This is a genomic window from Ralstonia sp. 25mfcol4.1 (assembly GCF_900104095.1).
GTDB lineage: Bacteria > Pseudomonadota > Gammaproteobacteria > Burkholderiales > Burkholderiaceae > Cupriavidus.
The window spans coordinates 1-19,936 of the sequence record NZ_FNJO01000003.1; the positions used below are offsets into that span (position 1 = coordinate 1).

Here is a 19,936-nt window from a genome sequence, read left to right on the forward strand (position 1 = left end):
CAACAGCATCGCCCGCAACAGCTTCTCCGGTGCGATGCTCGGGCGACCGCCTTTGATGTCGGCCTCATACATCTCGGCGAACAGCCGATCCATCTTCGCCAGTGCCAGATTGGCCATCGTCCGGATCGAACGCAGTGGATGAGACTTCGGTACGAAATCGTCCAGCCGCCGCATTGTGAACAAGCTTTCGGTGAAGGTGTCGGCGCCGCGCATGCGATGTTGGGAAAGTGGATCGTGTCGAGTTCTCAGATCAACGTTTGAACATGTCCGCGCGCCGACTATGGCTCGAGGTATTTCAGCAGCCTGCTAGGCCGCAGGCGATCCGGGCCGGCCGCACACCGCGCCGGCTATCCGTTCTGGTCATTCGCGCCGGGTGCCGTCTTGAAATAATCGGCAAACGGCCATGCGTTTTTGAGTGCGGCTTCGGTTCCCAGGTAGCAGTCGCGATCGGTCGCGGTCATTCCGGCAAACGCATGTGGCGGGGGCCCGAGCCTGCCGTCGGTGTATTGCCAGAGTGTGAAGTGCGGCCAGGTATCCATCGGAATGCCGATCGGCTCGCCTCGGTACCGCGCGTACCAGAGCGGGCAATTCTTGAGGATGGGGTCGGCGCCATGTGCCTGCACGGCGTCGCGCAGCATGTTGCCGCCGTAGATCATTGGCCAGCGGCCGGTCTTGTCCCGGACCCGGGCCACGAAGTCATGGGCCTGCGCCAGCGTCATGTCCGGCCCGCTCGAACTGGGTTCGAAATCCAGGCAGAACAGCGTGGCGCGATTGTCCACGTCGGGATCCCCTGCCTGCGTGGCATCGAGAAAGTTCTTCGCCTGATCGGCGGCCGGGCGGGCGCTGGAGAAGTGGTAGGCGCCCCACAGCAGCCCGGCGGCCAGTGCCTGCTCGCGACGCTCGCGATAGACCGGGTCCTTGAACGTAGCGCCCTCGCTGGCCTTGTGGATCACTGCCCTGACCCCTGCATTCCTGAGCTTGACGGCATCGAAGTGGTTGTCATGGTGGATATCGATGATCACATCGATCGATCCTGGCAGGGTCTCTGGCATCGCAAGCTCCCGGATTCGGTGCAGTCAAGCTACGGCGCAGGCGCCGGCCAGCCGCCTCGCCAGCCGTATGCGCCACGCACACCCGGGCCTGCGAGGGCGCGCCGCCGGACATCCGGCAACCGCCCTCGCTCACCCGTTGGGAAGCATAGGCAACGGGTCGGGTAAACCATCTCAGCCAGGTGGATGACTTCGTGCTGCCGATTTTTCAAGGCTGAGTTACACGCGATTTTTCTCGCGCGGCCGCCGTGCCACGCCACGGTCCCTTCCTGTTCTTGAGGCTCCCGAGCTTCAGCGTGCCTGCCTGACCCATTCACCGATTGCATCGAGCAGCAGCCCCGAGCCGTGCTCGCGCGAGCCCGCATCGTCGTAGCCGTCCAGGAATGCGCCATGCTCGGTCAGCGTCAGCTGCGTGCCCTGCCCCACGGCTTTCAGTTCGAAGACCGCCAGCGACACCGAGATCTTGCGTTCGCCCATGTGCATCTCGTAGCTGTAGACCAGCCGCTCGTTCGGAATCACGTCGAAATACACCGCGTCGAACGTCGACACCAGCCCGTTATCCCATTTGCCCTGCAGATGCTCGCGGCCGCCGGGCCGCACGTCCATGGCGCGCGACACGGTCTGGTATCCCTGCCCGCCGTGGAACCACTCGGCCTTGGCGGCCGGGTCGCTGAGCGCGCGGAACACGAGGGCCGGCGGGGCCTCGAAAGTGCGCGAAATCGAGAAGGTGCCATGGGCCACCGAGCGCGGCGGCGCTTCGGCGACGATACGGGCCACTTCCTGCGCCAGGCGGTCCAGCGTCTGCTTCCAGCCCTCCTCGGCGCCACGGGTGAAGTCGCCGGCCGACGGATCGAGCAAGGTGTAGTCCTGCGTCACGCTCATCTCGGTGCCGCCGCAGACGGTTTCGAAGCCGACCGTCGTCAGGGCGTTGAACAGCGGCTTGCCATCGACGGTGACTACGGTCATGTCGATCACCAGCCGCGCGTGCGGCATGACCTCGACGAAGTGGCCCCGGATCCAGTGCTCGAATTCGCCGCCTTGCGACCGCATGCACAGGTCGAACTTGCCGCCCGGACGGAACTCGATCTCGCAGGCCGGCACGGTGAAGCCCTGCGGGCAGAACCAGTGCTTCAGGTGCTCGGCCGTGCTCCAGGCCTTGAAAACGAGGTCGCGCGGGGCGTTGAAGGCGCGCGATATGGTCAGCCGGTGCGGGGCGTGCTGCGGCGTATCAGTCTTCGTTACGGTTGCGGTCGCGGGTGCCATCGGATGCTGCCTCCTTTTTCATGGTTTCCAGGTATTCGCCCAGGCGGTCGAAATGGCCTTCCCATTCGGCGCGGCGGGCGCTGATCCACTGCTCTGCCTCGCTCAGCGCATTGGGCGCCATGCGGCAGGTACGTACCCGACCGACCTTCTCGGTGCTGACCAGCCCAGCCTGTTCCAGCACCGACAGGTGCTGCATCACCGCCGGCAACGACATCGCCAGCGGCTTGGCCAGGTCCGAGACCGACAGCGGTCCGCGTGCCAGTTGAACAAGCATCGTGCGCCGCGTGGTGTCGGCCAATGCCTGGAACGTGGCGTCGAGAGGATCGGAATAGTTAAGCATGTCCTTTAGTATAGAGACATCCAATAGTTAAGCAAGAACTTTAGTGACAGGTTCGCCCGGAGCGACGGCGCGCGCGAAATCCGCCATGGAACGTCCTTGACCCGCCCCCGCTGCACGGGTGCGGGAAAGGGCGTATTCTGGTGAACTTGTCTTTCGGGCGTCGTAGGCGTAGTGTTCCGCATCGCCTGGCGCGCCGAAGTGCCGGAGCCGCCCCTCCAGATCAGTTTTGACGGATGAACCAGAAATCCCCTAAATACCCGGATGAACCGCCCTTGCCGTCCACCTGGGATGCCCGCCTTGCCCGCCATTTGGTGCGGCCCCTCAAGAACACCCGTGTCTCCCCGAACCACCTGACCACGCTGCGGCTGCTGATCGGCGTCGCCGGCATCGCCTGCATTGCGCAGGGTGGCTACGCGTGGACCAACTGGGGCGCGCTGCTCGTCGTCATTTCGAACTTCGTCGACCATACCGACGGCGAACTGGCGAGAATCAGTGGCAAATCGAGCAAGATCGGCCACTTTTACGACCTGGCCAGCGACGCGCTGATTACGGTGCTGCTGTTCGTCAGCTTCGGCATGGCCGTGGCCAATACGACCGCGCCAGTCGGCACGCCGGGTGTTTTCGGGCCGGTCCTGCGCGGCACGATCGCGGGCCTTGCCGTGGCGCTGATCTTCTTCCTGCGCATGCGTATAGAATCGCGGGTTGGCAAAAGTGGCACCAAGCAGGCATCGGCTGGCGGATTCGAGACCGAAGACGTGCTGTACCTGCTGCCGCTGGTGACGCTGACGGATGGCATCGGTCCCTTCCTGACCGCCGCCTCGATCGGCGCCCCGCTCTTTGCCGTACTGGTCATCATCGATTACTGGCGAGTCATGCGGCGCCCCCGGCCAGTCGCAACCTCCACCGAACACTGAGGCAGCCCATGCCAGAGCAAGTTACCGGCGACATCGCCATCGCCCCGCAGTTGGCGCGCGAAGCCGAACCCGCGACCGCACGTCCGGCCACGCGCCGCCCGGACGCCGCCGTGGCCGGCGTGGTGTCGCAACTGGACACCCCCGCCCTGCGCCAGGACTTCGACCGCCAGGGCGCGTTCCTGTACCTGGACAAGTTCCTGGGCCCGGACGAAACCGCCCAACTGGTGGCGCTGGCCCGCTCGCTGCAGTCTGGCCTGAACCGCAACTACCTGCCCGGCCACAAGCAGGGCGGCAGCGTCAGCCGCCACACGATCGACGAGAAGGCGCCGTTCATAGCCGAGTTGTACCGCTCGAAGGCGCTGATCGGCTGGCTGGAAGCCGTGACCGGCGACAAGCTCCAGGCCTGCCCGGAAACCGATCCGCACGCCTACGCGCTCTATTACTACACGCGCCAGGGCGACCACATCGGCTGGCACTACGACACGTCGTACTACGACGGCCGCCGCTACACGCTGCTGATCGGCGTGCTGGACGAATCGACCTGCCGGCTCGACTACGAACTGCACACGCGCAATCCCGATATCGCCGACGAACCGGGTTCGGTGCAGATCCCGCCGGGCGGCATCGTGCTGTTCGACGGCGACAAGCTGCGGCACCGCATCACGCCTGCGGGCCCGAACGAGATCCGCGTGTCGCTGACCTTTGAATATGTGACCGATCCGGGCATGCGCCCGTGGCTGCGCTTCATCTCGAACATGAAGGACGCCGTGGCGTACTTCGGGTTCCGCCAGGTGTTCCGACGCCTGCTGGGCGGGAAGTCAGCGAGGTAGTCGGCAGCGTGAATCGTGCAGCTTTCATTCTTCTGTCGGTAGGCGCGGCGCTGTTTGTCGGGCTGCTGGCCTGGCAGGGCTTTGGCGCGGTGACCACCACGCTGATGTCGGCCGGCTGGGGGCTGGCCGTGGTGGCCGCGTTCCATCTGGTGCCGCTGGCGCTCGATGCCGGCGCCATTGCCGTGCTGCTGGACCGCAAGACCCGCCACGGATCGTTCTGCAGCGCGCTCAAGGCCCGCTGGACCGGCGAATCGGTCAACAGCCTGCTGCCGGCCGGCCAGATCGGCGGTCCGGTGCTGATGGTGCGCTACCTGTCGCATCGCGGCGCGCGCATGCGCGACGCGGCGGCCGCCATCACGGTCAGCACCACCACCCAGGCGCTGTCGCAGATGCTGTTCGCGCTGCTGGGCATTGCCGTGTTCGGCGCCAACGGCGACATGTCCGAGTACCGTACCCCGATCATCGCCGTCACCGTGGTGCTGGGCGCCTGCGTGCTGGCGTTCTGCGTGCTGCAGCGGCGTGGGATGTTTGGCCGCATGATGCGCATCGGGCAGAAGTTGTTCGGCAAGCGCGCCGAGGCCACGGATGCCGATGCCGCCGATCCCCGGCCTGGCGACGGCAGCAACGCCAAACCGGGCCGCTGGGCCGGGCTGGCGCTGCGTGCCGACGCCGTGGACAGTGCGATTCGGGAACTCTATCGCGACCGCAAAAAGGTGGCGGCCAGCTTCGGGCTTAACCTGCTGGGCTGGGTCGCCGGCACCGGCGAGGTCTGGCTGATTCTTTATTTCCTGGGGCATCCGGTGGACTGGCATGAGGCGCTGCTGCTCGAAAGCGTGGGCCAGGCCATTCGGGGTGCCGCGTTTGCCATTCCGGGGTCGCTCGGTGCGCAGGAAGGCGGCTACCTGCTGCTGGCGCCGCTGGTGGGCCTGCCGCCCGATGCCGCGCTGGCGCTGTCGCTGGCCAAGCGGGTGCGCGAGCTGGTGCTCGGCATTCCCGGACTGGTGTATCTGCATTTCAGCGAACGGAAGTTCCAGCGCCGTCGCGCCGCGCACGCCCTGGCGGCTGAGCGGGGCTAGCGCGGACCATTCATTTCTCATGAGAACAACGTGATGCGAGCAATCATTCTTGCCGCGGGCCTTGGCCTGCGACTTCAGCAACAGCCGGGCAAGCAGTTCCCGAAATGCCTGTTGCGCTTTGACGGGCTGACGCTGCTCGAACGTCACCTGCGCCTGCTTGACGCCGCCGGCGTGACCGAAGTGGTGCTGGCGCTCGGCTTCGAGCCGGACCAGGTCAAGGAAGAGCTGGCCCGTATCGGCCGCGACCTCGAAATCGTGATCAACACGCGCTACGACCTGGGCAGCGTGCTGACCGTGCATACCGTGGCCGATGCCATGACGCGCGGCGGCGACGTGCTGCTGATGGACGCCGACGTGCTCTACGACGAGCGCATCATGACCAAGCTGGTGGCCGGCGATACCGTGAACCGCCTGCTGATCGACCGCGACTTCGAAGCCGGCGACGAGCCCGTGAAGCTGTGCCTGAAAGACGGCGTGCCCGTGGAACTGCGCAAGCAGCTCATGGCCGACCTGCAGTACGACACGATCGGTGAGTCGGTGGGCTTCTTCCGCTTCAAGGAAGACTGCGCGCGCCGTCTGGCCGAGATCGTCAAGGGCTACGTCGACTCGGGCCGCGCCAACATGCCGCACGAGGAAGCCGTGCGCGACCTGCTGCTGGAACAGTCCCACGTATTCGACACTGCCGACGTGACCGGCGCCCCCTGGATCGAAATCGATTTCCCCGGCGACGTCTCGCGCGCAGCCGTTGAAGTCCTGCCCCAACTTCTGCCCGTAGGAATCGCCCAATGAACGCCATCGACCCGAACCTGCTCGCCACCTCCGGTACTTCGGCGCCCCTGTCGCGCGCCGCGCGCCTGCGGCAGATGCTGCTCTCGAACGAGCTTGAATTCATCATGGAAGCCCACAACGGCCTGTCCGCGCGCATCGTGCGCGAGGCCGGCTTCAAGGGCATCTGGGCGTCCGGCCTCGCCATTTCGGCCCAGTTCGGCGTGCGCGACAACAACGAGGCCAGCTGGACCCAGGTGGTGGACAACCTGGAATTCATGGCCGACGCCAGCGACCTGCCCATCCTGCTGGACGGCGATACCGGTTACGGCAACTTCAACAACGTGCGCCGCCTGGTTCGCAAGCTGGAGCAGCGCGGCATTGCCGGTGTCTGCATCGAAGACAAGATCTTCCCGAAGACCAACAGCTTCATCGGCGGCGAGCAGCAGCCGCTGGCCGATATCGACGAGTTCTGCGGCAAGATCAAGGCCGGCAAGGATTCGCAGGCCGACGACAACTTTTCGATCGTGGCCCGCGTGGAAGCCCTGATCGCGGGCTGGGGCATGGAAGAGGCGCTGCGCCGCGCCGAAGCCTACCGCCAGGCTGGCGCGGACGCCATCCTGATCCACAGCAAGCTGTCGAAGGCGGACGAGATCGTGACGTTCGCGCGCGAATGGGGCAACCGCGCCCCGCTGGTGATCGTGCCGACCAAGTACTACAGCACGCCGACGGACGTGTTCCGCAAGGCTGGCATCAGCCTGATCATCTGGGCCAACCACCTGATCCGCGTGGCGGCGTCGGGCATGCAGGCCGTGGCGAAGGACATCTACGAGAACCAGACGCTGGTCAATGTGGAAGACCGCATCGCCACCGTCAACGAGATCTTCCGCCTGCAGGATGCCGACGAATACTCGGCCGCCGAGAAGATCTACCTGACCGGCGGCCAGGCACCGGGTTCGGCCGTGGTGCTGGCGGCGGGCCGTGGCAAGGGCCTGGAGGCCCTGACCGAGGACAAGCCCAAGGTCATGCTGCCGGTGGCCGGCAAGCCGCTGCTGCGCTGGCTGGTGGACGGCTTCAAGAACCAGGGCATCAACGACATCACGGTGGTGGGCGGCTACAAGGCCGAAGCCATCGACGCGGCCGGCATCAATCTGGTGCGCAACGACCGCTATGCCGAAACCGGCGAGCTGGCGTCGCTGGCCGCCGCCGCCGACACGCTGCAGAACGACACCGTGATCGCCTACGGCGACCTGCTGTTCCGCAGCTACATCCTGCGCGATCTGGTGGACACCGATGCGCCGTTCAGCGTGGTGATCGATTCGTCGGAATCGGCGCCGTCGAACCAGAGCGTGCGTGACTTTGCCTGGTGCACGGCATCGGACGACCGCGACCTGTTCGGCCAGAAGGTGCTGCTGAAGAAGATCTCGGACGACGTGCCGGCAGGCGACGCCCCGCACGGCCGCTGGATCGGCCTGATGAACGTGCGTGGCGAAGGCCGTGCGCGCCTGCAGACGCTGCTGGGCGAACTGCGCCAGCGCCCGGACTTCGACAAGCTCGACCTGCCCGACCTGCTCAACGCGCTGGTCGCCGCCGGCGAGCAGGTGGAAGTCAAGTACGTGCACGGCCACTGGCGTGGCGTGAACGACCTGGACGACTTCCGCCGCGCCGGCGATTTCGCGCACGGCCAGACGCCGTTCGCGGTGGGCAACGGCGAGGCTGCTCAATGATCGAGGCGGTCCAGTTCGTGGAAGCCGCGCGCGAGCGCGGCTTCGCGTGGTATGCGGGCGTGCCCTGCTCGTACCTGACGCCGTTCATCAACTACGTGGTGCAGGATCCGTCGCTGCACTACGTGTCGGCCGCCAACGAGGGCGATGCCGTGGCGTTCATCGCCGGGGTGACGCAGGGTGCGCGCAATGGCGTGCGCGGCATCACGATGATGCAGAACTCGGGCCTGGGCAACGCGGTGAGCCCGCTCACGTCGCTGACCTGGACGTTCCGCCTGCCGCAGCTGCTGATCGTCACGTGGCGCGGCCAGCCGGGCGGCGCATCGGACGAACCGCAGCACGCGCTGATGGGCCCGGTGACGCCGCAGATGCTCGACACGATGGACATCCCGTGGGAACTGTTCCCGACCGAGCCGGAGGCCGTGGGCCCGGCACTGGATCGGGCCATCGCCCATATGGACGCCACCGGCCGCCCGTACGCGCTGATCATGCAGAAGGGCAGCGTCGCGCCCTACCCGCTCAAGTCGCAGAAGGGCCCGATCGCGCGAGACAAGGCGCTGCCGGAGGTGTCCCGCACCGGTGCGGCCACGCTGCCCAGCCGCACGGACGCGCTGCAGCGCGTGATTGCCCATACGCCGGTCGATTCGACCGTGGTGCTGGCATCGACCGGCTTTTGCGGCCGCGAGCTTTACGCGCTGGACGACCGGCCGAACCAGCTCTACATGGTGGGATCGATGGGCTGCCTGACGCCGTTCGCGCTGGGGCTGGCCCTGGCGCGCCCGGACCTGAAGGTGGTGGCGGTCGATGGCGACGGCGCCGCGCTGATGCGCATGGGCGTGTTTGCCACGCTGGGCGCTTATGGCCCGGCCAACCTGACGCACGTGCTGCTGGACAACAACGCCCACGATTCCACGGGCGGACAGGCCACGGTGTCGCACAACGTGTCGTTCGCCGGCGTGGCGGCGGCGTGTGGCTACGCGTCGGCCATCGAGGGCGACAACCTGGCCATGCTCGACGACGTCCTGGCCCGCGCAGCCACGGCCACGGCGGGCCCGAACTTTGTGTGCCTGCAGACGCGCCCCGGCTCGCCGGACGACCTGCCGCGCCCGTCGGTGACGCCCGTGCAGGTGTCCACGCGCCTGGGCCGCCAGATCGGCGCCGACCAGGGCAACGCCAATTACGCCTGATCCAACGCCTGACTCCAAATCCGCTTGAGAGAACGCATGCTGCTTCTGAATCCCGGCCCGGTAACGCTGTCCGAACGCGTCCGCAAGAGCCTGCTGCAAACAGACCTCTGCCACCGCGAAAGCGAGTTCTTCGACCTGCAGGACGAAGCACGCCAGCGGCTGCTCGACATCTACCGGCTCGACCCCGCCACCTGGACGGCGGTGCTGATGAGCGGTTCCGGCACGGCGGCGCTGGAAAGCATGATCGCCGGGCTGGTCCCGGCGCAAGGCAAGCTGCTGATCGTGCAGAACGGCGTCTATGGCGAGCGCATCGCGCAGATCGCCACGCAGTACCAGATCCCGCACACGGTGGTGAAGCATGAATGGATGGAAGCGCCGGACCTGGCCCGCATCGACGCGGCGCTGGGGGCTGACAAGGCCATCACCCACCTGGCCGTGATCCATCACGAGACCACCACGGGCCGCCTGAACGACCTGCCGGCCATTGACGCGCTGTGCCAGGCGCGCGGCGTGCGCCTGCTGGCCGATACGGTAAGCAGCTTCGGCGCCGAGGCCATCGACTTCAGCGGCAATATCGACGCCGTGGCAGCCACCGCCAACAAGTGCCTGCACGGCGTGCCCGGCGCGGCCTTCGTGATCGTGCGCCGCGCGGCGCTGGCCAATGCGGTGAGCCGTACGTACTACCTGGATATCGCCCGGTACGCGAAGCAGCAGGACCAGCGCAACACGCCGTTCACACCGTCCGTCCACGCGTTCTATGCGCTGGTGGAGGCGCTGCGCGAGCACAGCGACGAAGGCGGCTGGCAGGCGCGCCACCAACGCTACGCCGCACTGGCCGAGGAAGTGCGCAGCGGCCTGGCGGCGCTGGGCATCGAGGCGTTGTGGCCGGCAGCCCAGTCGTCGGTGGTGCTGCGCGCGTACAAGCTGCCGCAAGGCGTCACGTACGAGCAACTGCACGACGGCCTCAAGGCGCGCGGCTTCGTGATCTATGCGGGCCAGGGCGGCCTGTCTTCGCAGCTGTTCCGGATTTCGACCATGGGCGCGCTAACGGCGGCCGACATGCACCGGCTGATCGCCGGCTTCCGCGAACTGCTGCATCGTTGATCGGCAGCGCCGTGGATGACGGTCCTGTCAGCCACGGCATGCCTGCGGATCCGGTTCCGCCGGATCCGGACTCCCTCCATCAGGGCGGGCCGTAGACCCGCCCTCACCGTCCGCCAGCCTGACGGCGATGGGCACCTTGCCGTGCGCATCGAGCGCGCTTGCGCGGTCCGAGGCTGTTCCGCCGACCGCGCGCCCGTCTCCATGTATCAAGAGCCACATGACGCTGGCGTGCCGCGGGTCGGCATCTGCAACGGATGCGGGCGCATACGAAATGTGCGCAGCATCTGACTACAGCCCTCCCCGATCCCCCTCTTGAGGCCGATGAAGTTTGCCGCCGATGACGCCGGTCGAGCCGCCGGGGACGGCCCCTTGCGGTCGCGCGCTGGCGTGCTGCGATCCTGTCGGCGTTGTTGCGCGAATGACCTAAGCTGAAGTGCGACGGAAGCGCGACCAACACGCGGACCCTCGCAGTCCCGTGAGAACAAGAAGGAGAACGCCATGACAAGCAGAACGCTGATGGGCCTCGCCGTGATGATGGCGGTAGCCTGTCCCGCATGGGCGCAGCCGGAAGCCAAGGTGGATGTGACGCGAGGGCCCGACCATATGACGGCCACAGGGACCGCGACGACGACGGCCAAGATTGTCAAGATCGTCCCCGTGACGAGAACCGTCACGCTAAAGACAGACAAGGGCAAGGAAATGGACGTGGTGGTCGGAGAAGAGGCGCGGAATTTCGACCAACTGCATCTCGGCGATGTCGTCACGGTGGAATACAAGGAAGCCCTGACACTCAGCCTGAAAAAGGGAAGTGGCCCGCTGGCCCGGCACGAACGCGTGATTTCCGACCGCTCCGTGCCCGGCGCCAAGCCCGGAGGAACGATGGGCCGGGAGGTGACCGTCACGGCAGACGTCGTCGCAGTGAACGCCGACGCCAGGACCGTCACTGTGAAGGGTCCAAAGGGGCACACGGTAGACCTGATGGTCGAAGATCCGGATCGCCTGGCCAAAATCAAGAAGGGAGATCGGATCGAGGCGGTCTATACAGAGGCCACGGCGATTTCGATACGGCCTGAAGCCGGCAAATAACGCCGCCCGGCAATTGCCCGCGCCGGGCGCAAACCCGGCGCCCGTACCGCCCCAGTCGAATCATTCCGGCAGCGCCTCTTTGGCGGCGTGGGCCTTGCGCTGCCTGGCGAATGACAGGCCGCTCTGCAGTGACGCTCTGACTTTTCGGAGAATCGGAAACCGCCTCATGCTCGCGCGGGCATTTTCCACAAACCATCTTTTGAGCAGGATGGATACGATATGGAGCGCGCTGCATTGGCTGCTGTCAAGCGTGAGGAGATTCGTCGTGGGAAAGATCTCGTACTCCGATTGGCTGCCAAATCCGAGATAGGTCTTGACGTCCTCCGAAAGGTTTTCCACAAAATTTGGATTGATGATGATGGGTTCGCTGTTGGTGATCTCGCTGTCCACTTGGAAAAATACGCTCTTCCTGATGAATCTCCGGTCGAGCACTGGCTTGGCTCGATGAATACCATACGTGTTGTATATGATCAGCGAGCCCCGTGGATATTTGAATGAAACGATCTTGTCGGCGTAATTCCTGCTGATGAAGTCTTCGGAATAATCGGAATAAGCCTTTTCCCCGGACCAGTGATGAGAGCCCTCGATATACTGAAACTCGCCATCAGCAACGTCGGATACGTAGAAAATGAAGATGAGGCCAGGTATTTGGGCAGTACCCTTGTCGGTTTTGTTATCCGTATGCCATTGCATGGCATAACCGCCAAGTGTTTCGTAGTACCTTAACGATTTCAGTCTGAAGACCTTACCCAAATAACTTCTGCATACATCGAAAACAAAATCCGACGTACAGAAATCGTAAAAGACTTTCGACTTCGCCAGCAGATTGACGAAGTAGTACTGTCGCCCCGCATAGACACCGGTCACGTCATTATGATTGAGGCCGAACCTTTTGGCCGTTGCGGATTTCTCGATGGCTGCCAGGGCTTCTTCCGTGATGGCCGACTCGAAACTGAAATATCCCTTTTCCTGGAGTGCCGAGGCAATCACGGCGGGGTCGACATCGAGGAATCCCTGATTGAAGCATTTGATGCCACCGGAATCGATCTGGTAGCGTTCCTGAACATTATGCATGGGTTCTCTCCCTTGAATATGCAATCTCATGTCATGATTGTTCTGAGGATTGAGATTGTTCGCCATGGCTGCATCATGGCCGCGCTATCGGTGCCATTCTGGACAAACTGATAATGTTTCTGTCAATCAATGGGATACCCCAGGGCCGGGATACCGGCCCTTTTATCCTAGATCCTTCGACACGCTGTATCTGATGAATGGCGACCCGTTATGTTGGGGGCAGCACCAAGCCTCTGGGCGCGGGGCTCGACACGGCACGCATTTCATGGCAGGACGACGCCATTGCCCGATGGGCCGCCGAAATGAAGCGGAATGAGGCGAAATGAGGCGAAATGAGGGAAAGAGAAGAAAATCGGGCAACGCCTCGCCCTACAACTGCTCCTCGACGGGCAGCATCCGCAGCACGCCCTGCTTGAACTTGTCCCACCCGTTCATATCGGGTTCGCTGGTGTAGGTGCGCACCACCCCGCCCTCGCGGGTTACCCACTGCAGCGATTCCCCGTCGTCGCTGAGCACGACCTGGTACGCCGCGTCCAGCAGCGCATCGTCGACGCCCTGCGCGAGCACGTCGCACAGTTCCTTGCTGTCGACGACGATGCCCATCTCTGTATTGAGCCGTGCCGAGCGCGGGTCCAGGTTCAGCGATCCGATAAACAGTTCGTGGCGGTCGACCATATAGGTCTTGGCGTGCAGGCTGGCACGGCTGCTGCCGCCCGGGCCGCGGTGGCGCTTCTGCCTGGCCATCTCGGCATAGGCGGTGGATTTCAGTTCGTACAGGATCACCCCGGCCTTGAGCAGCGCCTTGCGCTTGGGCGCATAGCCGGCGTGGACCGCCGAGACGTCGGTGGCGCCGTAGGAGTTGGTCAGGATGCGTACCTGCACCCCGCGCTTCTGCATGTCCGTCAGCCATTTCATGGCCGATTCCGGCGGCACGAAGTAGGGCGAGATCAGCGTCAGGTCGTGCTGCGCGGTCTCCATGAACTTCACCAGTTTGGGAATCGCGTGCGTCGAATCGTCCTCGGGCGGCAGCAGCACCTTGGCCGCGCGGTCGGCAATCACGGTGGCCTGCCCCCAGTACTCGGGCAGCTTGTTGTCGCGCAGCAACTGCACGATGCCGGTTTCCAGCAGCGACTGCCCGTATGGCGTGGCGCGCATGTTCACGGCGTGCTCGTCCAGGTAGGTGCGCAGCTTCTGCTGCTGGGTGGCCGCCTCGTCGCCGCTCAGCGGCTTGGCCATCGCCGATAGCGGATACACGGCCTCGCTGTTCCAGAAGTCGTCGAATACGGCGGACACCTCTGGCACCACCGGCCCGGCGGCCAGCAGGTCGAGATCGGTGAAATCGGTGTCCGCCGCGCCGTAGTACTGGTCGCCGATATTGCGGCCGCCGACGATGGTCAGCTGGTTGTCGGCCGTCAACGACTTGTTGTGCATGCGGCGGTTGATGCGCCGGAAATCTGTCACGTACTCGAACAGCCGCACGTTGCGGCTGGCGAACGGATTGAACACCCGCACTTCGACGTTCGGATGGGCGTCCACGGCCGAAAGCGCGCGGTCCTGCCGCGCCAGGTGGATATCGTCCAGCAGCACCCTCACCCGCACGCCCCGGTCGGCGGCGGCCATGATCTCGGCCAGCAGCGTCAGGCCGGTGTTATCGGCATCGAAGATGTAGTACTGGACGTCGAGGCTGCGTTGCGCGGTGCGCGCCAGGGCGATCCGCATCGCCAGTGCGTCGGTGCCGGACAGCAGCGGATAGAACGCCGACTGGCCCGGATGCTGGGCCAGCCTGGGGGCCATGCCGCGCGCCAGCACGGTGTCGCCGGTATCCTGCAGTGCCGTCTCGGGCGCCAGCGGCGGCCGTTGCGGCAACCCGGCGCAGGCGCTCATCAGCAGCGCCAGTATCACCATCAGCGGCCGACCCACCTGCCTGAGCGCAGCGTGCGTGACATCCATCATGCCCCCTCCCGTGATTGTTCCAGCGTGAACAACGGACATGTACAGAAACAACGATAGCGATCTTACCGCGCGCTGCTATGCTTTCGATACTTTCATTTTGAAAGCTTTATAGCCCAGCCGCATAAGCTTATGACTACCCTTTTCGATCCGCTCCAGATTGGTGACCTGCAACTGCCCAACCGTATCGTGATGGCGCCGCTGACGCGTCTGCGCGCTGCCGACCCGGTACATGTTCCCAACGCGTTGATGGCCGAGTACTACGCCCAGCGCGCCAGCGCCGGGCTGCTCATTTCCGAAGGGGTGCCCGTGTCGCCCGATGGCGTGGGCTACCAGAACGTGCCGGGCCTGTGGTCCGACGAACAGGTTGCCGGCTGGAAACAGGTGACCGATGCCGTACACCAGGCCGGTGGCCGAATCGTGGCCCAGCTGTGGCATGTGGGCCGCATTTCGGACCCGAGCCTGCTCGATGGCCGCACGCCCGTGGCGCCCAGCGCCATCGCGGCTGGCGGCAACGTCAGCCTGCTGCGTCCGCAGCGCCCCTTCGTGGTGCCGCGCGCGCTGACCGTGGAGGAAATCGGGCAGGTGGTGGCCGATTTCGGGCGCGCCGCAGCCAATGCCAAGGCCGCCGGCTTCGACGGCGTGACGATCCATGCCGCCAACGGCTATCTGCTGGACCAGTTCCTGCAGGACGGCAGCAACACCCGCACCGATGCCTACGGTGGATCGGTCGAAAACCGCGCCCGCATCCTGCTGGAAGTGGCAGACGCCGTCACGGCGGTCTGGAGCCCCAACCGCGTGGGCGTGCACCTGGCCCCGCGTTCGCCAAGCCATTCGATGAGCGAGACGCAGCCGGCGCAAACATTTGGCTATGTGGCCCAGGCGCTGGGCCAGCGCGGGCTTGGCTTCCTGTTCGTTCGGGAAACGCAGGGGGAAGGTGCGCTGCTGGGGCAGCTGAAACAGGCGTTTGGCGGTGCAGTCATTGCCAATGACGGGTTCGACCAGGATGCCGCACAGGCCGTGCTCGCAAGCGGCAACGCCGACGCGGTGGCATTTGGCCGCGCCTATATCGCCAACCCGGATCTGGTGGATCGCCTGAAGCAGCGTGCCGCGCTGAACGCGGTGGACCCCGCCACGCTGTATGGCAGCCCGGGCCAGCCGGCCCAGGGATACACCGACTATCCGACGCTGGCCCAGGCCGTCCAGGCCTGAGTTTGCCCCGGGGATCCCGGACGCCCCGGGGTGCCGGAGCATCCCCCGGCACCCGGGCGCGCCTGGAATACGCGGCTCGGCTCAGCCCAGCCCGGCCGGCACCGGGTGGATAGGGATCACCGTGCGAGCGCCGCACTGGCGCAGCAGATCGCGCAGTTCCTTGATGACAGGGAACACCTCGTGGTTCCAGTCCTCGCCCTGGCGGTCATGGGCCGCCTGTTCCATCTCGACGATCTCGCGGTCTTCCTTGAAGATCCGCTCGGTGAACCACACCAGCAGCGGCCAGGCGGCATCCAGCAGCAGCGGAATGCCGGGCCGGCGGATCGACAGCATGCCGAACGTGCGATTGGTGCGCTGGGCGGCGTCCAGCGGCACATAGACGATCCACAGGTCCATGACCAGCGTGCCGGACCCCGAACGGATCTGCAGCGTCTGGTACGGATAGCCGGTACGGACCGTCATCACGTCCTTGTTGTTCTGGCCGCCGTCCTTGCCGAACACCAGCGCCTCGCCCACCGGCTGCTTGCCGCCCTCGCGCTCGAACACATAGTCCACCTCGACAAAGTCGTCGCCACGGCGGCGGCCCAGCGAGCGCGCCCGCATCATGCCCATCTGCTTGCGGTGCAGGAACTGATGGTTCATGTCCATCAGGTTCTCGTGCATGAACGAATAGTGGCAGTTGACCGCGCGGCCCAGGCGGCGGGTCTTGTACTTGGGGTCCGACACCGAGGCGAACTCGGGCAGCGGCTTCTGCTCGGCCAGCCCCGGATCGCCCGGAAACACGAAGATCAGCCCGGCCCGTTCCTGGCACGGGTAGGCGCGCACGCCGTTGGGCAGGCGTTCCTTGCCCAGGTACGGCACGTCGATGCAGCGGCCGGTGCAGTCGTAGGTCCAGCCGTGGTAGCAGCAGCGGATCGACTCGCCGTCCACCACGCCGGCATGCAGCGGCACCTGGCGGTGCGCGCAGCGGTCTTCCAGCGCGAACACCTTGCCGGTGGCCGTGCGCACCAGCACGATGGGGTCGCCGGCGAATGTCACGCCATGGGCGCGGCCGGCCTTGACCTCGCGCGACCAGGCCAGCGGATACCAGAAATCGGGATGGATGGGGACACGGCGCAGGTCTCGCGGCGGCGCGTCGGGCAACGCAGGAGATACGGGCGACGCGGAGCCGGCTGCGGCCGGGTCGGTGCCCTGATCGGAGTTACGGCGGTCTAGCGCAGACTCTGCATACATGCGGGACGTCTCCTTGGGTCCAGGCACTCGATCTCCGGCGCCCGACGTGGCGCGGCGGGAGACATCGGGCAGGAATCTTGCGAGTCTAACCCAACGGCGGCGTCCGGTCTGTCAGCTTTTATCCGACTGGCGGCCCCCCTTGGCGCCAGCCGTTCGACCGGCCGCGTCAGCGCCGGCGCTGGCAGATCTCCGAAAGCATGAGAAGCATTCGGTCCACGCCCCGGACGGCTGATTTGCAACACACTTGCGGCGCCTTCCCAGCGAACGGCCTGTCTCGGGTTATCCTTTCAGGCTACTAAACTAGAGACATGCCAGCCCCTCAGATCATGTCCCGTACCGCCCGCGATCCGGTGCCGCACCGCGACATCGGCGACGACGCCTCCTATCGCACGCTGGTCGAGTCGATCTACGACTACGCCATCTTCCGGCTTGACGCCACCGGGCACGTCATGAGCTGGAATGCCGGCGCCGCCCGCATCAAGGGCTACAGCCGCGACGAAATCCTCGGCCAGCATTTTTCGCGTTTCTATACCGAAGAGGCCAAGGCGCGCCACTGGCCCGACACGGAACTGGAAGCCGCCGCCCGGCTGGGCCGCTTCGAGGACGAAGGCTGGCGCGTGCGCAAGGACGGCACGCAGTTCTGGGCCAACGTGATCATCACCGCCCTGTACGACGATCACGGCAAGCTGACCGGCTTCGGCAAGGTCACGCGCGACATGACCGCGCAGCGCGCCACTGCCGAGGCGCTGCGCCAGAGCGAGGAAACCCTGCGGCTGCTGGTCGACAGCGTCAAGGACTACGCGATCTTCATGCTCGACCCGACCGGCCATGTCATCAGCTGGAACGCCGGCGCGTCGTACATCAAGGGCTACCGCCGGGACGAAATCGTCGGCCAGCACTTCTCGGTGTTCTACCCGCCCGACGACGTGGCCGCCGACAAGCCCGGCCGCCAGTTGGTCATCGCCCGCGACCAGGGCCGCGTGGAGGATGAAGGCTGGCGCGTGCGCAAGGACGGCTCGCTGTTCTGGGCCAACGTGACGATCACGGCGGTCTACGATGAAACGCGCGCCCTGCGCGGCTTTGCCAAGGTCACGCGCGACATGAGCGAGCGCAAGCGGCTTGAGGAACTGGAGCAATCGGAACGACGCATGAACGAATTCCTGGCGACCCTTTCCCATGAACTACGCAACCCGCTGGCGCCGATCCGCAACGCGCTGACCGTCATGCAGATGCGCCCCGAGGACCCGCAGGCCATGCAGAAGAGCGTTGGCCTGGTCGAGCGCCAGATGTCGCACCTGACGCGGCTGGTGGACGACCTGCTCGACGTGGGCCGCATCGCCGCCGGCAAGATCGACCTGCGGCTGGAGCCCGTTGACACGCGGGACATCATCGCCCTTGGCATCGAGGCCGCCGAACCGGCACTGGCGGCGAAGTCGCAGACCGTGACCGTGACCACCGACAGCCTGCCGCTGCCGCTGTACGCCGACCGTACCCGGCTGAGCCAGGTCATGCAGAACCTGTTGCTCAATGCATCGAAATTCTCGTCGCCGGGCGCGCAGATCGCCATCTCGGCGTCGGTGCGCCACCGCACGCTGGTGATCCAGGTCATCGACCACGGCCGGGGCATTGCGCGCGAATCGCTGGAATCGATCTTCAATCTGTTCGCACAGGAAGACCGGCCCGGCAGTACCGCGCAGGGCGGGCTGGGCATCGGCCTGTCGCTGTGCCGCTCGCTGGTGGAAATGCATGGCGGGTCGATTGCCGCCGCCAGCGAAGGCCCGGGGCTGGGCGCCACGTTCACCGTCCAGTTGCCGCTGGCGCCTGCGGCCGAAACACCAAGCAGCAGCGGCGGCCCGGACCATGGCGGTGGCCACGAGCGCCGCGTGCTGCTGGTGGACGACAACCGCGACGCGGCCGACAGCATGTCGATCCTGCTGGAAATGTCGGGTCACCATGTGACGATCGCCTACGACGGCATGGAAGCCATCCACGCCGCCGCGCGGGTGCGGCCCGACGTGGCGCTGATCGATCTGGCCATGCCCGGCATGGACGGTTTCGCGGTCATCCACGCGCTGCGCGGCATGCCGGCGCTGTCCGGCACGCGCTACGTGGCACTGACCGGCTTCGGCCAGGCGTCGGACAGGGAGCAGACCGCCGCCGCGGGCTTCGATGTGCATCTGATCAAGCCGGTGGAACTCGATTTGCTGCTGAAGGTGATTGCCGGAGACTGACGCGCCGCGCAGCGGCGGTTTGCTCCCCGGGCGGGCGGTTCGATTCTGGGCACTCGCGGGTTGTACTGCCTGCCCTCTCCCCCGACCCGTCTCCCATACATGGGAGAGGGGAGACAACCCGCAGGCATGGCAGTCTCCAACGGTTTGCTCCCCTCCCCCGCAGGGCGGGAGCGGGGCCGGGGGAGAGGGCACGGCGCATCCAGCGCGAGACATCATCCACCGGGCAGCGCCCACACCCGCCCGTCACCGACCGGATAGAGCCGCTCGCGTTGGCCCGCCCGCACCGTGGCGTGCCCTGTAAACGCACCGAACGCCGGCAGGATCATCCCCCGCTCCCCCACCACGAAGCACGGCAGCCGCAGCGCGTCGGCGCCCGTGCCGCGTAGCACGCAGGCCGGATGCAGGTGCCCGGCCAGCGCGTAGCCTTCGGCACGCGCGCCCGGTTCGTGGCACAGCGCGAATGGCGGCGCCACCAGCGGTTCCGTCGCCACGGCGAAGCCCAGTTCGGGTGGCGGATCGCCGGCGTGCGTGTCGTGATTGCCCCGCACGAGCGTGCAGCGTACGCGCGACGGCATGGCGCGGCGCCAGTCGTGCAGCGCCAGCAGCACCGACGCCGTGCGGGCCGCCCGCGCGTGCAGGAAATCGCCCAGGAACACCAGGTCCCGCGCCGGATAGCGCCGCGCCAGGCTCAGCAGGCGGGCCAGGTTGTCAGCCGTCGTGCCATGGGGCACGGGCTGGCCCAGCGCGCGGAACGCCGCCGCCTTGCCGATATGGACGTCGGCCACCAGCAGCATGGCCGCAGCCGGCCACCAGACCGCGTGCTGGGGCAGCAGCCAGACGGTCTCGCCGGCCAGCGTCACGGCCTGCGCCCCTGCTTCGTGCGGAGTCATGGCAGCCA

At 65.9% G+C, this 19,936-nt stretch carries 17 protein-coding genes and 1 pseudogene; 10 read left to right on the forward strand and 8 right to left on the reverse strand.

Annotation, left to right across the window (positions count from 1 at the left end):
- The 4 genes and pseudogenes from BLQ58_RS06050 to BLQ58_RS06065 form a co-directional block, all read right to left on the reverse strand.
- Positions 1 to 213 (reverse strand): annotated as a pseudogene (locus tag BLQ58_RS06050) (IS5/IS1182 family transposase); the annotation flags it as partial.
- Between the two features lie 134 nt (positions 214 to 347).
- Positions 348 to 1,052, reverse strand: coding sequence for a glycoside hydrolase family 25 protein (locus BLQ58_RS06055; protein WP_092595567.1), 705 nt, complete (start codon positions 1,050 to 1,052; stop codon positions 348 to 350).
- A 288-nt stretch (positions 1,053 to 1,340) separates the two neighbouring features.
- Positions 1,341 to 2,312, reverse strand: a complete 972-nt coding sequence (locus BLQ58_RS06060) for an SRPBCC family protein (RefSeq protein ID WP_092595569.1) — start codon at positions 2,310 to 2,312, stop codon at positions 1,341 to 1,343.
- Entirely contained in the window at positions 2,278 to 2,652 is a 375-nt protein-coding gene (locus BLQ58_RS06065; RefSeq protein ID WP_092595571.1) for an ArsR/SmtB family transcription factor, read from the reverse strand. The genes BLQ58_RS06060 and BLQ58_RS06065 overlap by 35 nt, the downstream gene beginning before the upstream one ends.
- A 233-nt stretch (positions 2,653 to 2,885) precedes the next feature.
- On the opposite strand from BLQ58_RS06065, the gene BLQ58_RS06070 reads away from it, so the two are divergent.
- The 8 genes from BLQ58_RS06070 to BLQ58_RS06105 all read left to right on the forward strand — a co-directional run bounded on the left by BLQ58_RS06070 (position 2,886) and on the right by BLQ58_RS06105 (position 11,338).
- Positions 2,886 to 3,566, forward strand: coding sequence for a CDP-alcohol phosphatidyltransferase family protein (locus tag BLQ58_RS06070; protein ID WP_092595573.1), 681 nt, complete (start codon positions 2,886 to 2,888; stop codon positions 3,564 to 3,566).
- Between the two features lie 8 nt (positions 3,567 to 3,574).
- Entirely contained in the window at positions 3,575 to 4,396 is an 822-nt protein-coding gene (locus BLQ58_RS06075) for a HalD/BesD family halogenase (protein ID WP_092595575.1), read from the forward strand.
- A gap of 8 nt (positions 4,397 to 4,404) precedes the next feature.
- Positions 4,405 to 5,472 (forward strand): lysylphosphatidylglycerol synthase domain-containing protein, encoded by a 1,068-nt coding sequence (locus tag BLQ58_RS06080; RefSeq protein WP_092595577.1) that lies wholly within the window; start codon positions 4,405 to 4,407, stop codon positions 5,470 to 5,472.
- A gap of 33 nt (positions 5,473 to 5,505) precedes the next feature.
- Positions 5,506 to 6,261: a phosphocholine cytidylyltransferase family protein gene (locus tag BLQ58_RS06085; RefSeq protein ID WP_092595579.1), complete on the forward strand. Its 756-nt coding sequence runs from the start codon at positions 5,506 to 5,508 to the stop codon at positions 6,259 to 6,261.
- Complete coding sequence (gene aepX / locus BLQ58_RS06090; protein ID WP_092595581.1) at positions 6,258 to 7,964, forward strand: phosphoenolpyruvate mutase; 1,707 nt, start codon at positions 6,258 to 6,260, stop codon at positions 7,962 to 7,964. The genes BLQ58_RS06085 and aepX overlap by 4 nt, the downstream gene beginning before the upstream one ends.
- Entirely contained in the window at positions 7,961 to 9,148 is a 1,188-nt protein-coding gene (aepY, locus tag BLQ58_RS06095; RefSeq protein WP_092595583.1) for a phosphonopyruvate decarboxylase, read from the forward strand. Before aepX ends, aepY begins: the two co-directional genes overlap by 4 nt.
- 36 nt (positions 9,149 to 9,184) lie before the next feature.
- A complete protein-coding gene (locus BLQ58_RS06100; RefSeq protein ID WP_092595585.1) occupies positions 9,185 to 10,252 on the forward strand; it encodes a 2-aminoethylphosphonate aminotransferase in 1,068 nt (355 codons plus the stop codon).
- Positions 10,253 to 10,750: 498 nt separating this feature from the next.
- Positions 10,751 to 11,338, forward strand: a complete 588-nt coding sequence (locus tag BLQ58_RS06105; protein WP_092595588.1) for a hypothetical protein — start codon at positions 10,751 to 10,753, stop codon at positions 11,336 to 11,338.
- 60 nt (positions 11,339 to 11,398) lie between these two features.
- Here the strand turns inward: BLQ58_RS06105 and BLQ58_RS06110 are convergent, their stop codons facing one another.
- Positions 11,399 to 12,478, reverse strand: coding sequence for a phytanoyl-CoA dioxygenase family protein (locus tag BLQ58_RS06110; protein WP_139186063.1), 1,080 nt, complete (start codon positions 12,476 to 12,478; stop codon positions 11,399 to 11,401).
- 303 nt (positions 12,479 to 12,781) lie between these two features.
- Complete coding sequence (locus BLQ58_RS06115) at positions 12,782 to 14,365, reverse strand: phospholipase D family protein (protein WP_254775825.1); 1,584 nt, start codon at positions 14,363 to 14,365, stop codon at positions 12,782 to 12,784.
- 129 nt (positions 14,366 to 14,494) lie between these two features.
- On the opposite strand from BLQ58_RS06115, the gene BLQ58_RS06120 reads away from it, so the two are divergent.
- Positions 14,495 to 15,574 carry an alkene reductase gene (locus BLQ58_RS06120; RefSeq protein WP_092595592.1) on the forward strand — a complete coding sequence of 360 codons (1,080 nt, stop codon included), beginning with the start codon at positions 14,495 to 14,497 and terminating at the stop codon, positions 15,572 to 15,574.
- An 81-nt stretch (positions 15,575 to 15,655) separates the two neighbouring features.
- Here BLQ58_RS06120 and BLQ58_RS06125 read toward each other — a convergent pair whose 3' ends face one another.
- Positions 15,656 to 16,807 (reverse strand): aromatic ring-hydroxylating oxygenase subunit alpha, encoded by a 1,152-nt coding sequence (locus BLQ58_RS06125; RefSeq protein WP_092595594.1) that lies wholly within the window; start codon positions 16,805 to 16,807, stop codon positions 15,656 to 15,658.
- Positions 16,808 to 17,133: 326 nt separating this feature from the next.
- On the opposite strand from BLQ58_RS06125, the gene BLQ58_RS06130 reads away from it, so the two are divergent.
- Positions 17,134 to 19,038: a PAS domain-containing hybrid sensor histidine kinase/response regulator gene (locus tag BLQ58_RS06130; protein ID WP_254775826.1), complete on the forward strand. Its 1,905-nt coding sequence runs from the start codon at positions 17,134 to 17,136 to the stop codon at positions 19,036 to 19,038.
- Between the two features lie 212 nt (positions 19,039 to 19,250).
- Here BLQ58_RS06130 and pdeM read toward each other — a convergent pair whose 3' ends face one another.
- Positions 19,251 to 19,928: a ligase-associated DNA damage response endonuclease PdeM gene (gene pdeM, locus BLQ58_RS06135; RefSeq protein ID WP_254775827.1), complete on the reverse strand. Its 678-nt coding sequence runs from the start codon at positions 19,926 to 19,928 to the stop codon at positions 19,251 to 19,253.
- Positions 19,929 to 19,936 lie beyond the last annotated feature (8 nt).